Genomic DNA, 13,982 nt, shown 5'->3' with positions numbered 1-13,982 from the left:
GCCAGAACGAATATCACCCCATTTTATGGTGAAATCCACATTAATTTATTTTCATTCCAACATTCTTCAAGCCTCTTTAGAGCAGAGGCTTGTTTTTTATTTGTCTGGAAATTATAGTTATTGTACTGTCTTGAACTACCCCCCACTTACTTACTAAGCTCCCTTTCCATTTTACAGATTGTGTATCACCATTTTGGGAGAAATGAATCACTGCATGGTATTTTGAGATTAATTTTACACATTAATTTGGAAATAAATGAGTCCGAGGAATTGTAATATTATGCGCATAAAGATAGTATTAAAGAAGTAGGGCGAATATAAGGAGGGGCGGTATGAACACACATGAGTTTGAAGAATTATGGATTACACTAAATGAATTGTATGAAGCGAATCGCTTTATAGAATATATAGAACTAAGTAGTGCCGCAATTGAAAGTGCTATTGAGCTTGGTATGTATAAAAAAGCAATTCTGTTATTGCGATATAGCTGTGCAAGCTATTTCCAAACAGGTGATTTGCAAGTATCCATTAGTGTGCTTGAGCAGTATCGCGAATTAACCTTTCAATATGGCGATGATATCGATTTAATCCATCATTATATTTTAGCATCCATTTATTGGGGGACGTTTGGCCATATTAAGAAGTCGAAAGAGTTTATGGTTAAGGGACTAAAGATTGCTGAGCGTATTCAACATATAGATAGTATAGGGAAAATTTATAATAATTTGAGCGACCTAGAAAACTCTTTAGGGAACCATCAAAAAGCGAAGGATTTTGCATTAAAGAGCTTATACTATGCTAATTATTTTGAGACAAAGCATGAAAATCCATATTCAGGGATTATTTATTCAAAAATAAACTTAGCTGTTGCCCACATTTGCTTGGAGGAATTTGATGAAGCTGGGGAATTATTGCAAGAGCTGTTAGTGACGATTCAGAAACCACCTTATTCAAAGGTACAATTGGAGGTTATAAATGCCTATGCATTACTTTGTGAAAAACAGGGACGCGTTGGCGAAGCCATTGATTTGTATCAAAAGTCAAAGCACTATGCTTTACAAAATAATGATTTATCTATGCTTCAAACGATCTACAATTCTTTGGTGAGGCTAATAGAAAAGCAAGGTAATAAACTTATATTGTGCGCGATACAAAAGGAGTATATTAACATTTTGCTAGAAATTCAAAGGGAAAATTATACTCATTTATTATTTGAGATGGAGTACAATGACCAGAAAAAACATTTTGAAAAAACCTCTTACATTGATCCATTAACGAATATTTATAATCGACGCTATTTTGATGAGAATGCAGAGAAGATGGTGGAGAAAGCTTCAGTAGAAAATCAACAATTAGCATTGATGATGATTGATTTAGACCATTTTAAAGAAATTAATGATACAAATGGTCATTTATTTGGTGATGATGCTTTAACGATTACTGCCACTACATTAAAGGACTATTTTCAACCTTTTGAGTCGATAGTTGCTCGTTTTGGCGGGGACGAGTTTATTGTACTTTGTCAATTACAGGAAGGTGAATCTGTTCAAACGATGACAGAAAATCTCTATCAAACATTAAACTCTCTATCCTTAACAATCAATGATGAGAACGTTCAGTTGGAATTTAGTATTGGCGTAAGTACAAATAAACAAGGCCAGATTACCGTGGTCGAAGAGTTAATTCATATCGCGGACACAGCACTGTATGAGTCCAAACGTAATGGTCGTAACCAAATCACGATCTATAATCAATATAGCGATGTGGGAAATAGTTAATAACCAGGTCAGATGATGGTACTGGTGAATTTTAAATTGTGGTGTTTCCAATTATAAAGGATCTGTTTCACTTCAACGAACAGTCGTTGGAGTTTTGCAGATTCTTTTTCTTTTGGTTCTATTTAATTAAGGTGTTAATATTTGATTAATAAATTATATATGTTCGACGGAGGAAAAGTTATGAAGAGAGTCGAGATTATCACTGGGATTATAAAATTTATCCAATGCGAATAAAGAACATCTATTAACGCACCGAGGAAAAATGATAGCATAATAAATTTGAGAATATTTGTATAATGATAAATAAATGAAAGAAACATAAGTAAGCTTACATAATGGTTCACATACGACAATTTATTTATCTGATGTAGATGCAAATAGAGAAGATGCTTGGTATTTCTTTTTAAAAGATGAAAAAGGGTTAGATACCCTTTACGAAGAGATTTTTCAAAAAATTGAAACGTTATAAAGGTAGATTTTTATGTATTTGTCACTTTAAAACCAGCGTATTCGAAAATTCTCGAATACGCTTTTGATACGAAAAAACAACAATTAAGTAAAATGGATACTTTCTTTAAAAAATTTTTTTGAAAAAATGAATCGGAAATGAAGTGGGGTCCGTCAGTAGTTTAGAAAGAAGGTGAGGACAGCGATGGATATCGAAAAAATTATTGCGGAGCACGGTGACTATTTATTAAAGGTTGCTTATTTATATGTGAAAAATGAAGCAACAGCAGAAGACATTGTGCAGGATGTGTTTATCGCCTTTTATCAAAAGCAGGAGCAATTTCGTCAAGAATCATCATTACGTACATATTTAGTGAAAATGACGGTCAATCGAAGCCACGATTATTTGCGTAGCTGGAAAAGTAAACGACTGACACTCTTTGAAAAAATAACAGGACGTACAACAGCGGTTACGCCTGAAAAAGAATTTCTTGCAAAGTCTACCAAACGAGAGCTAGTGGAAGCTTTGTTTACATTATCGGTGGCATATAGGGAAGTGTTGATTCTCTATTATTTTGAGGATATGACGACAGTAGAAATTGCACAGCTCGTATGTTGTCCGGAGGCAACGATACGCACAAGATTACAGCGTGCTAGAAAGCAACTTGCAACAGCAATCGGTGATTATGATTGGGAGGTGTTACGCCATGAATCAATTTAAAGAAGAGGTGCTAAAAGAACTTCGAGATGTAAAGCTTACAGATGAGAAGAAATTAATGATTGCCCAAAAAGCTCGTAGTAAAACTAAACAAAGAAGAAGTAGTCCGTGGCAATATCGCGTTGTACTAGCTACGTTTACGCTTTTTGTCATTGGTTTTAGTTATTTATTATCACACAATAAAAATTCAGGAAGTCATCAGGCAGCTAGCTTACAGCAAAAATCGGACACATGGAGTATATGGACATTTTTACAATACGATTTAGTAAAAGGTATATTGCTTTTTAGCTTTTTGGTAGGGATTGCTATGATTATTAAACGGGTGTTAATCAAGAAAGGATATGGCCTTCCGGTATGCATTGAGTGTGGGGAAACTTGGTCAGAAAAGCAAGCTCGAAAAATGTACCGGAAAAATGGACAACTAGAATGTCCTTATTGTGGGAAGAAACAATATCGTACGAAAAAATCTATGCAAGTGGGTGGCATTTTAACATTTCCAATTCCTTTTTTCGTTTTTATGCAATTTGTTTTTGATAATATTACGATTGGAATTATTTTCTTTATAGTGGGTGTTCTTATTTATTATCGGCTATTAGCACCGTATGTCTTTGATTTACAAGAAAAAGATCCTATCAATGATCCACTTTGGTAATTTATGAAGAGAAATTGTTAGTTCACTATAGCAATTTCTTTTTTTATAGCAATTTTTCAAAATAGATTGACAACAGTTTTTATTTGCATTATCTTTGTGTTAACTTGTTTTCAGCGTGAGTTAACATACAAAGGGAGGCAATTTAGTTTGAAAAAGAGTAGTACATATAATTATGTGTTGGCAGCATTTGGTGCAGCGATTATCGCCGTGTTAGCACAAGTAAGCATTCCATTACCATTTTCACCTGTACCGATTACAGGACAAACATTAGCAGTAGGCTTAATCGTAACGATTTTAGGGACAAGACTTGGTACGTTCTCAGTACTAATTTATATATTACTTGGCGCAGTAGGTCTTCCGGTATTTAGTAGTATGTCGGGAGGATTTGCAATTTTGGTTGGCCCAACAGGTGGCTATATTGTAGGCTTCCTAGTTACGGCAGTTATTATGGGCTTATACTTAGATAAATTTGGCATTACAATCTTCCACGCTGTTATTGCGAATCTGATAGGGATGGTTGTGACATTAGCATTTGGAACGGTTTGGTTAAAAGTTGCAGCAGACTTAAGTTGGACTGCAGCATTTATGGGCGGTGTGGCACCATTTATCATTGTCGGTATTTTAAAAGCGATTCTGGCAGCATGGGTTGGCGTAATTGTTCGTCGACGTTTAGAAAGTGCACGTTTAATAGAAGCGATTGCATAGGAGGCGAATTGTTTTGGCAACGTTATGGACAGGTGGAAAGATTTACACGATGGCACAAGTTGGCGAAACAGTTGAAGCAGTCCTTGTAAAAGAAGGGAAAATTGTGGCGACAGGCTCAGTAGACAGCTTGTCGCCACAAGCTACTTCTATTAGACATTTACAAGGAAATGTAATGTATCCAGGCTTTGTCGATAGCCATTTACATATTATTGGCTACGGGGAGAAATTAAAGCATATTGATGTCTCGAACGTCAGAAGTAAGGACGAGCTACTAGTAATTATTCGTGAGCGGATGCTAGAAGTTCCCACTGATGAATGGGTGATTGCTATAGGACTAAATGAGACTCAATTTGAAGATCCTATTTTCCCAACATTAGCGGAGCTTGATGCTCTAGGGGATGCCCATTTAATTATTAAGCGAAGCTGCCATCATTTAATTCTGGCTAATTCCAAAGCGTTGGCATTTGCGGGAATTACAAAGGACACAACATCTCCAGAAGGTGGCGTCATTGATAAAGTGGATGGACAGCTAACAGGAGTCTTAAAGGATGCAGCATTGTATATGATTGTAAACCATATGCCTCATATTACGCCTGAGTATATTGAGGATGCTCTTGAAAAGGCGGTAGTCTCTTTGCAATCATATGGTTTAGTGGGTGGCCATTCTGAGGATTTAAGCTACTACGGACCACCGATTCAACCAATAAATGCTTTTCGGAAGATTGTCGAGGCAAAGCAATCGTTTAAAGTTCATTTATTACAACACCACACGGTATTTGAGGAAGTTGCCAATATGGAGGCACTTTCTTCTCCGTATCTAGAGTTTGGTGCAATGAAGATCTTTATCGATGGTGCATTTGGAGGACGGACGGCTGCCCTACGAGAACCATATTGTGATGAGCCAGGTAATTACGGTATGCTTGTACATTCAACAGAACAATTAGCGGAATATGTTCAACTTGCACGTCAGCATGGACAAACAGTGGCGGTTCATGCCATTGGTGATTTAGCCATTGAAACAATTTTAAAAGTATTTGCCGCCTATCCACCCCGCGAAGGACAATTAGATCGTGTTATTCATTGCAGCTTGATTGATGAAGATATTCTAGAAAAACTTTCTGCATTGCCTGTCGCAATAGATATGCAGCCTCAATTTGTCCAGGGTGAATATTCGGCGGAACTAGCTAGGCTAGGAGAAGAAAGAGCGAAAGGTTTGCACCCATTAAAATCGCTGTTAAATCGTGGTTTAGTCGTTGCGGGTGGCAGTGATGCCCCGATTGAAGTGCCAAATCCTTTATTTGGTATATATGCTGCAGTAACAAGACGGAATTTTGGGGAATCCCATAACGGCTACGGTCCAGAAGAGAAGATTTCACGTTTTGAAGCAGTAAGAATCTATACTGTAGGATCTGCACAAATAATAGCTCAAGACCATGTTCGAGGAAAGATTGAAAAGGGTTATACAGCAGACTTCACAGTTTTAGAAGAAGATCTTTTTACAATAGATATTGAGAACATTCCACAAGTAAAAGTCGCATATACGGTTGTTGATGGCCGTATCGTTTATGAAAAACGCTGTAAAGAATAAACTTTACAGCGTTTTTTCATTCATCAATATTTTTTTAGGAGCTAGCGTCTTTCTGATAAATTTTTTACTTGATGTTCTAGAGATGTCACTCGTGTTGTTAAATCATCTACTTTTTGCTGAAGAGTTTCTTGGGGAGGCACAGGAGCTGTAGATTTCATTTTTTTTATCATATTAATCATGACGAAAAATAGGGCCAGGAAAATTACAAGAAGTACGGTTGTACTAATATCTCCAAAGTTAAAAAATGTTTGTCTCATATTTATTAGCCCCCTTAATTTGTTTCGATTGTATTATTTACTGAGTTACATACAAAAAAGTTTCAAGAAAATATTTATAGACACTAAAAATACAGAAATCTTATCATTTTTCCGCGCATATTATATGGAACAAATTGTATTTCAAATGGGAAAAGTAATTTAAAATAAATTGCTTTACATATCATATAGGAAGAGCTTATAAAATTCGTAAAGATGCTTAAGATAGGGGATACGATAGGTATGACTGGGGTGGGAAAATGCACAAAGAGGGACAAGTAATGCGACAAGCCGTCTACAATATTTATATGTATCGCTTCGATTATATACGGGTTTTCGCACTGATTAAGTTATTTCAGTTTTTATTAATTGTTCCTATGACGGCTATCGTATTTAAGCTTATGCTGCAAGTAACGGGCTACACACATATTACGGAGCAAAATATTCAAAGTTTTATGGTGCATCCCTTTGTCATCTCGATGATTATTCTTTTGATCATGCTCATGTTGCTATTTATTTATTATGAAATGGGCTTTCTTTTTTTAATGGCCTTTTATCAACAACGGGGAATTCGCTATCGATATCTAGACATATGGCAGCAGCTTAATCGTAAGGCTATTTCTTTTTTTAGTATTCAAGTCATTTTATTATTTCTATATATTGCACTTTTATGGCCATTAGCTTCACTTATATTTCCACTAACGTTAACTCAAATATTGTCCATCCCCCATTTTTTTACAGATGAAATAATGAGCAGTCTATTTGGTCGTTTACTTTATGCTGTTGTAGTAATAGTTTTAATAATAGTGGGTATACGTAGCATTTTGGCATTGCCGATTTTTGCAATACAGCCCAAAATATCATTATTTCGTTCTTTAATACAGAGTTGGCGTTTATCAAAGCAGGGCTTGTTTAAAATCCTTGGATTATTAGCTTTGATTGTTGCGGTTCACTTACTGGTGATGCTTGGAATTACACTTATAAGCTCCTTGCCATTATATATTTTGGAGCGTTTGATACCGAGTACAGCACTTGTCACAGCGGCGATTACTCTTGCTTTTTTAGAAATAGTCTTCGTTGTGTTATTTAGTATACTGCAAGCAATGTTTTCACAAGTATTGGTGGCTTTTACCTATAATACGCCTTTAGTCAAATCAAGGTTTACACCGAAATTTCGGAGAAGGCGCAATAAGCCATTGTTATTCATCATTTTGTTTGTTTTCATCGCATTAAGTGTGATAAACATAATTTCGTTAGAGAAAAGTGTCTATGCACCAGATACCAAAATTATTGCTCATCGTGGCTACACGGAGGGTAATGTGGAAAATACAATCAGTGGCCTTGTCAGCGCAGCAAGTGCAGGTGCAGACTTAATCGAGGCAGATATTCAGCAAACGGTAGATGGACAGTTCGTTGTATTTCATGATCGAACATTAAGAAGACTTACAGGTAAAAATGGTGTAATCGCCAATATGACGCTCGGTGAATTAAAGACGTTAACGATTCATGCGAATGGCTTTAACGACAAAATTTCATCTTTAGATGATTTTATTGAAATAGCAAAAGCACTAAATGTTTCCTTACTGATTGAATTGAAAGTTCATGGTAAAGAAACGGAAGATGTATTGCCCAAGTTAGTAGAAAAACTAAAAGCTTATAAGGTGCTCGATAAGTATTATGTACAATCATCAGATCCACAAATGATGTCACAGTTAAAAAAATTGGCACCGAACTTACGTGTTGGGATTGTCTACGCATTAAATATTGGTCCGATGGATGAAACGGTTGATTTTATTTCACTTGAGGAAGCATGGGTAACAGATCAGCTTATCGCTGAGATGAAGCAACAAAAAATTGATTTGTTTGTATGGACATTAAATAAAGATCAATCATTACACGATTTTATTCGGAAAAATGTCAATGGAGTCATAACCGATCTCCCAGATGTGGCTCTAAAATTAAGGAAAAAACAAAATCAGCGTGAATATTTTTTACAGCGTATACTAAACCTACTTCAATTTATGTTTTAAATGAATATGATTATATGCAATACCCGCGGGAAGCAGGGAGAATACTCGCGGGAAGCAGAGTGAATACCCGCGGAAGCAAGGAGAATACCCGCCGCGGAAGCAGGGAGAATACTCGCCGCGGAAGCAAGGAGAATACTCGCCGCGGAAGCATGGAGAATACTCGCGGAAGCAGAGTGAATACTCGCGGAAGCAGGGAGAATACTCGCGGAAGCAGAGTGAATACCCGCGGAAGCAGGGAGAATACTCGCGGAAGCAAGGAGAATACTCGCGGAAGCAAGGAGAATACTCGCGGAAGCATGGAGAATACTCGCGGAAGCATGGAGAATACTCGCCGCGGAAGCATGGAGAATACTCGCGGAAGCAAGGAGAATACTTGCGGAAGCAAGGAGAATACTCGCGGAAGCAAGGAGAATACTCGCGGAAGCAAGGAGAATACCCGCCGCGGAAGCAGGGAGAATACTCGCCGCGGAAGCAAGGAGAAAACTCGCCGCGGAAGCATGGAGAATACTCGCGGAAGCAGAGTGAATACTCGCGGAAGCAGGGAGAATACTCGCGGAAGCAGAGTGAATACCCGCGGAAGCAGGGAGAATACTCGCGGAAGCAAGGAGAATACTCGCGGAAGCAGGGAGAATACTCGCGGAAGCATGGAGAATACTCGCCGCGGAAGCAAGGAGAATACTCGCGGAAGCAGAGTGAATACTCGCGGAAGTAGGGAGAATACTCGCGGAAGCAAGGAGAATACTCGCGGAAGCAGGGAGAATACTCGCGGAAGCAAGGAGAATACTCGCGGAAGCATGGAGAATACTCGCGGAAGCATGGAGAATACTCGCGGAAGCAGGGAGAATACTCGCGGAAGCAAGGAGAATACTCGCGGAAGCATGGAAAATACTCGCGGAAGCATGGAGAATATTCGCGGAAGCATGGAGAATACTCGCGGAAGCATGGAGAATACTCGCGGAAGCAGAGAGAATACTCGCGGAAGCAGAGTGAATACCCGCGGGAAGCAGAGTGAATACTCGCAGAAAAAGTGTGAATACTCGCGGAAGCATGGAGGATACTCGCGGAAGCAAGGAGAATACTCGCGGAAGCAAGGAGAATACTCGCGGAAGCAAGGAGAATACTCGCGGAAGCAGGGAGAATACTCGCGGAAGCAAGGAGAATACTCGCGGAAGCATGGAGAATACTCGCGGAAGCAGAGTGAATACTCGCGGAAGCAGAGAGAATACTCGCGGAAGCAAGGAGAATACTCGCCGCGGAAGCATGGAGAATACTCGCGGAAGCAGTGAGAATATCCTCGGGAAGCAGTGAGAATACCCGTGGAAGCAGTGAGAATACCTGCCGCGGAAGCAAGGAGAATACTCGCGGAAGCAAGGAGAATACTCGCGGAAGCAGAGAGAATACTCGCGGAAGCAGAGAGAATACTCGCGGAAGCAGAGTGAATACTCGCGGAAGCAGAGTGAATACTCGCGGAAGCAAGGAGAATACTCGCGGAAGCATGGAGAATACTCGCGGAAGCATGGAGAATACTCGCGGAAGTAGGGAGAATACTCGCGGAAGCAAGGAGAATACTCGCGGAAGCAGGGAGAATATTCGCGGAAGCATGGAGAATACTCGCGGAAGCATGGAGAATACTCGCGGAAGCAGGGAGAATACTCGCGGAAGCATGGAAAATACTCGCGGAAGCAGAGAGAATACTCGCGGAAGCAGAGTGAATACCCGCGGGAAGCAGAGTGAATACTCGCAGAAAAAGTGTGAATACTCGCGGAAGCAAGGAGGATACTCGCGGAAGCAAGGAGAATACTCGCGGAAGCAAGGAGAATACTCGCGGAAGCAAGGAGAATACTCGCGGAAGCAAGGAGAATACTCGCGGGAAGCATGGAGAATACTCGCGGAAGCAAGGAGAATACTCGCGGAAGCAGGGAGAATACCCGCCGCGGAAGCAGAGAGAATACTCGCGGAAGATGACTGAAAACCCGGGAACGAACCGAACAAAATACTCATTCAAATAGTATAAGTGAAAGCCGTGATTCTTCATCTTAAAAGAATCACGGCTTTTTTTAGCGGAATGAAAAAATGTTGGCAATGCTGTAACCTTTTTCTTTTATGATCGACTACTACTTTGAATTCGTGAAATGAAGGAGATGCTTTTTTATGAAAATGACGAAAGTCGTACCATTTGCCATGTCAGCATTATTAATCGGGGGCGCTGTAGTAGCTCCAACTGCATCAGCAAACGAAGGAGCAGCGGTTGTGACGAACGCTACTGATAATAATGAGCAAAATCCACAAGTTCAACCTATTTTTATTAAAATAACTGGAACTATTGAGAATGTTGAAAAACGTGAGGATTCAACATATTACACTGTTAAAGCGGACGAAAATACAAATGTTTTTGTCGTAAATAACGATACACTAGTTTACGATAATACTGGTAAAGAAGTTAAACTACAAAAAGGTGATAAAGTAACGGCATACACATATGCTAATAAGCCAATGCTTATGATTTATCCACCACAATATAACCCAGAGGTAATTATTGTGGAAACAAAAGAAATGGGAACTGTAGAAGTAGACTTTTTCAATAAAGAATTAGTAAATACTGATAATACGCTAAAACTAAATGTTGGTAAAGAAACAGAATTACTTAGCCTATCGGGTAAAAAAGTAAAAGCTAAGGATTTAGCAGAACAACATTTATTAGTGTTCTATACAATTGCAACGATGAGTATCCCAGCACAAACACCACCTTCTAAAGTTGTCGTTTTAGATACAATCGGACAAAAACCTGGTGAGGTTGATCCTGGTGAAACGGATCCGTCTAAAGCTGCTGTACAACAGATTATTAACAATGACTTTTATGTGGTTGAAGGTACTAAAATGGTACCACTGCGTTTAATTGCCGAAGAGTTAGGCTTTAAAGTAGAATCAACAGGAAAAGGCGCTATTATCTCTAAAGGCGCATTATCTTATACAATTACACGTGATCAAAAAGAATATGGCTATAATAAAGCACTTCGTTATTTTAAAGTAGCACCAGCTTTATTAGAACCAACAAAAACATATGTACCAGTTGAATTTGTTGAAGAATTAATGAAATAAAATGTTGTTTACCCCCTTCATGGCATTTGCTATAGAGGGGGTTTTTCGTGTGTATTCATTTGGATTTATTTAGACTTATGTGTATTTGAGAGTAATTTTAGTTATTCTGAAATAACTATTCATAATATCTGTAAATGAATAATAAAATGCTAACGCCATCTAATAGGGAAGGAGTATAAGAAGGTTTTATAAATAATTTTCTAAATTAGGCTGAAAAAATGCTCATAGGTTAATCTTTCACTCATATGGTTTATTCCCCCTACCTGTGATCGACTCAAAACTTTAATCATTTCTTGAAACGAATCAAATTTTATAATACGTTCCTATGATTTCGTCAACTTTATCTTTAAACCGGTCCGGCTCACCTCGGCTAATTGATTGAAGTAATTGAATAAGAGGTTGTTTCTGATTTGGTTCAAATGTATGGAGATACTCTTTGTACCATATAAGAGATTGATCATGATTTAGAATTCTATAATGCATTGTATCTGCCCATTCTGCGGCATTTTCCATCATTCGCGGAGTGGCTAACATGACGTGTTTTAGTGCATCCTTCCACTCGAATGCTTCAATACAATGAATCAAACCATACATAACCTCTGGGCATTCCGTTTCATCATCAAAAACGAGACAAAAATCATAAACCAACGCAGGATTTGACAGATCAACTTGAGCTAGTGTAGTTTCGAATGTTTCGAATTCCTCTATGGAGTTTAAAAGCCATAGCATTTCTGCAATTTTGTGCATTTGTCATTATCCTTTCTTGCATTTATCAAGAATATGTTTTGTCATATGAACAGGATCATGGTTAAATTTGAATCTACATTACATATTCCAGAATTAAAAAAAATTGATTTAAAACTTTAACCCTATATTTTCATTAGAAGAACTCCTCAAATTTAAAAATTTTATCTAATACGCAAAAAGTGCTTATGTTTTGGAGCTATCCTCTATTTTTAGATGAATGGCATACACACACTAAAGATGTCCCATTGTTTAAAAGAGCAATACAATTGCTATAGTTCGGTAAGTTGTTTTAGACGCATTGTGGGAAAACTACATCATTTCTCATAATTTTCTTTAAATGGAATGCGAATTTCTGTACAATGAGAGAATTAAAGTCAGATTCTTAAAGGAGAACTAGAATGAAGCAAGCTCTAATTATAGTGGATATACAGGAAGCCTTCTTTTTGGATAGTGAAAACTACTTATTTAATTATGAAAAAGTATTAGAAATCATTAATATGTTAATAACTTGGGCACGGCACAGCGAAGTTCCGATTGTTTTTATCCAGCATACGGATTCAAATCAAGACGACGATTTTGCGTTTGGCAAGCCAGGCTGGGATCTATATCACGGGCTTTTACGACAACCAGAGGATAAAGTAATTCAAAAAACAACGTGGGATGCATTTTATCAAACGGAGTTGGCTCAATACTTACAGGAGCAACAAATTGAGCAGCTTATTTTCGCTGGTGCTCAAACAGAGTTTTGTCTTGAAACGACCATCCGAAATGCCTATAGCCGCGGATACCATCAAAATATGTTAGTTGAAGGTGCACATACCACACTAGATAGTCACGTTTTAAATGCACAGCAAATTATAAAGCACCACGAGTCCGTTTGGAACAATCGATTCGTGAAAATTCAGCCACTTTCTTTTTTAATACGAAGTAAAGAGGGGGTTCAATAATGCTCATAAACAGCCAAGAATTTTATGTAAATGAACTTCATTATACAATTAGATCCGCTAATATCGATGATGCCCAAGCACTATCAGATTTAAGGTTACAGCTTGATGGTGAAACGGAAAACTTCGATAGAGAACAAGGGGAGGACTTTATCGATACGAAAGGATTCGAAGAGATCATTAAGAAAGACACAGAAAGTCCAAGGAATTTGTGTTTAGTGGCAGTGGTCGATAATCGAATCGTCGGATTTTCTAGATGTGCGGGGTCTCCATTAAAAAGAATTGCTCACAAAGTAGAATTCGGTGTGGGTGTATTAAAGGAGTTTTGGCGCTTTGGGATAGGAAAAAATTTCTTGAAAGCATCGGTAGTGTGGGCTGACGCTAATGATATTAAAAAAATGGCTTTGAATGTTATAGAGACAAATGACAAAGCGATTTTGCTCTATAAAAAGCTTGGCTTTGAAGTTGAAGGCGTCTTAAAAAATGATAAACTTCTTTCAGATGGCAACTATTATAATACGATTGTCATGGGAAGAATTAAGGCATAATTTTAATATAAACCCAGCTAAGCAAATAGGTGCTTAGCTGTTTTTTTATAACAAAAACAACTCGCTTTTCAAATTTGCTACGAAAAAATGACCTGGACATACGATCCTTTGCAAACACGTAATGCATATTTGAAAATAACTAAATTACATTGATTTTGTGATACGTATATTGAGAATTATTATGGCAAGATGGAAGACGGTCTAAATGGATGTCTACCATCTGATCGTTTCCAAATAGATTGATGGATTACTAGTGATTATGTAAATCAATTTGAAAAAAAGAATATGGTCACCTATCCGTACTTGAAACATGGTTTTACAATAAGCAGCGGGGAATCAATGTAAAAAGGTAAAGTCTCTTGTAGCGAAAGAAGCATAATAATTGAGGATTAAAACTAACAATTTTTATGAGGCGTAACAAAAGGGGAATTACTTGTTTAAAATCCTAAGAAAATTACAAAACGTATATGTA

The 13,982-nt window shown here is 37.9% G+C and carries 13 protein-coding genes; 11 read left to right on the top strand and 2 right to left on the bottom strand.

The features are described 5' to 3' along the window. The first annotated feature begins 332 nt into the window (after nt 1–332). From JNUCC51_RS02490 to JNUCC51_RS02470, 5 genes are all read left to right on the top strand, one after another. The gene (locus JNUCC51_RS02490) at nt 333–1,778 is read left to right on the top strand and encodes a GGDEF domain-containing protein (RefSeq protein ID WP_337990682.1); all 1,446 of its coding nucleotides are present in this window, start codon (nt 333–335) and stop codon (nt 1,776–1,778) included. A gap of 652 nt (nt 1,779–2,430) precedes the next feature. Continuing rightward, a complete protein-coding gene (locus JNUCC51_RS02485) occupies nt 2,431–2,946 on the top strand; it encodes a sigma-70 family RNA polymerase sigma factor (RefSeq protein ID WP_049666144.1) in 516 nt (171 codons plus the stop codon). After that, on the top strand, nt 2,933–3,595 hold the full coding sequence (locus JNUCC51_RS02480; RefSeq protein ID WP_337990681.1) for a TIGR04104 family putative zinc finger protein: 663 nt from the start codon (nt 2,933–2,935) through the stop codon (nt 3,593–3,595). The genes JNUCC51_RS02485 and JNUCC51_RS02480 overlap by 14 nt, the downstream gene beginning before the upstream one ends. A 147-nt stretch (nt 3,596–3,742) precedes the next feature. Continuing rightward, on the top strand, nt 3,743–4,300 hold the full coding sequence (locus JNUCC51_RS02475; protein WP_337990680.1) for a biotin transporter BioY: 558 nt from the start codon (nt 3,743–3,745) through the stop codon (nt 4,298–4,300). A 13-nt stretch (nt 4,301–4,313) separates the two neighbouring features. Next, nucleotides 4,314–5,888, top strand: a complete 1,575-nt coding sequence (locus JNUCC51_RS02470; RefSeq protein WP_337990679.1) for an amidohydrolase — start codon at nt 4,314–4,316, stop codon at nt 5,886–5,888. Between the two features lie 41 nt (nt 5,889–5,929). On the opposite strand, the gene JNUCC51_RS02465 is transcribed toward JNUCC51_RS02470, so the two are convergent. Next, nucleotides 5,930–6,145 (bottom strand): hypothetical protein, encoded by a 216-nt coding sequence (locus tag JNUCC51_RS02465; RefSeq protein ID WP_337990678.1) that lies wholly within the window; start codon nt 6,143–6,145, stop codon nt 5,930–5,932. Between the two features lie 257 nt (nt 6,146–6,402). Here JNUCC51_RS02465 and JNUCC51_RS02460 point away from each other — a divergent pair, with 257 nt between their 5' ends. The 4 genes from JNUCC51_RS02460 to JNUCC51_RS02445 all read left to right on the top strand — a co-directional run bounded on the left by JNUCC51_RS02460 (nt 6,403) and on the right by JNUCC51_RS02445 (nt 11,271). Then, entirely contained in the window at nt 6,403–8,172 is a 1,770-nt protein-coding gene (locus JNUCC51_RS02460; protein WP_337990677.1) for a glycerophosphoryl diester phosphodiesterase membrane domain-containing protein, read from the top strand. A 14-nt stretch (nt 8,173–8,186) separates the two neighbouring features. Beyond that, nucleotides 8,187–9,458 carry a Trk family cation transporter gene (locus JNUCC51_RS02455; RefSeq protein WP_337990676.1) on the top strand — a complete coding sequence of 424 codons (1,272 nt, stop codon included), beginning with the start codon at nt 8,187–8,189 and terminating at the stop codon, nt 9,456–9,458. Next, the gene (locus tag JNUCC51_RS02450; protein ID WP_337990675.1) at nt 9,455–10,141 is read left to right on the top strand and encodes a hypothetical protein; all 687 of its coding nucleotides are present in this window, start codon (nt 9,455–9,457) and stop codon (nt 10,139–10,141) included. The genes JNUCC51_RS02455 and JNUCC51_RS02450 overlap by 4 nt, the downstream gene beginning before the upstream one ends. Before the next feature lie 182 nt (nt 10,142–10,323). Beyond that, nucleotides 10,324–11,271: a stalk domain-containing protein gene (locus JNUCC51_RS02445; protein ID WP_337990674.1), complete on the top strand. Its 948-nt coding sequence runs from the start codon at nt 10,324–10,326 to the stop codon at nt 11,269–11,271. A gap of 303 nt (nt 11,272–11,574) precedes the next feature. Here JNUCC51_RS02445 and JNUCC51_RS02440 read toward each other — a convergent pair whose 3' ends face one another. Next, complete coding sequence (locus JNUCC51_RS02440) at nt 11,575–12,018, bottom strand: Imm30 family immunity protein (protein WP_337990673.1); 444 nt, start codon at nt 12,016–12,018, stop codon at nt 11,575–11,577. A 398-nt stretch (nt 12,019–12,416) separates the two neighbouring features. Between JNUCC51_RS02440 and JNUCC51_RS02435 the strand changes: the two genes are divergently transcribed. Beyond that, complete coding sequence (locus tag JNUCC51_RS02435; RefSeq protein WP_337990672.1) at nt 12,417–12,965, top strand: cysteine hydrolase family protein; 549 nt, start codon at nt 12,417–12,419, stop codon at nt 12,963–12,965. Beyond that, complete coding sequence (locus tag JNUCC51_RS02430) at nt 12,965–13,510, top strand: GNAT family N-acetyltransferase (protein WP_337990671.1); 546 nt, start codon at nt 12,965–12,967, stop codon at nt 13,508–13,510. Before JNUCC51_RS02435 ends, JNUCC51_RS02430 begins: the two co-directional genes overlap by 1 nt. Nucleotides 13,511–13,982: the final 472 nt, after the last annotated feature.

This window comes from Lysinibacillus sp. JNUCC 51, from assembly GCF_015999525.1.
Lineage (GTDB): Bacteria > Bacillota > Bacilli > Bacillales_A > Planococcaceae > Lysinibacillus > Lysinibacillus xylanilyticus.
The sequence above is the reverse complement of the archived record's forward strand: the minus strand, read 5'-3'. Positions and strand labels throughout refer to the sequence as shown.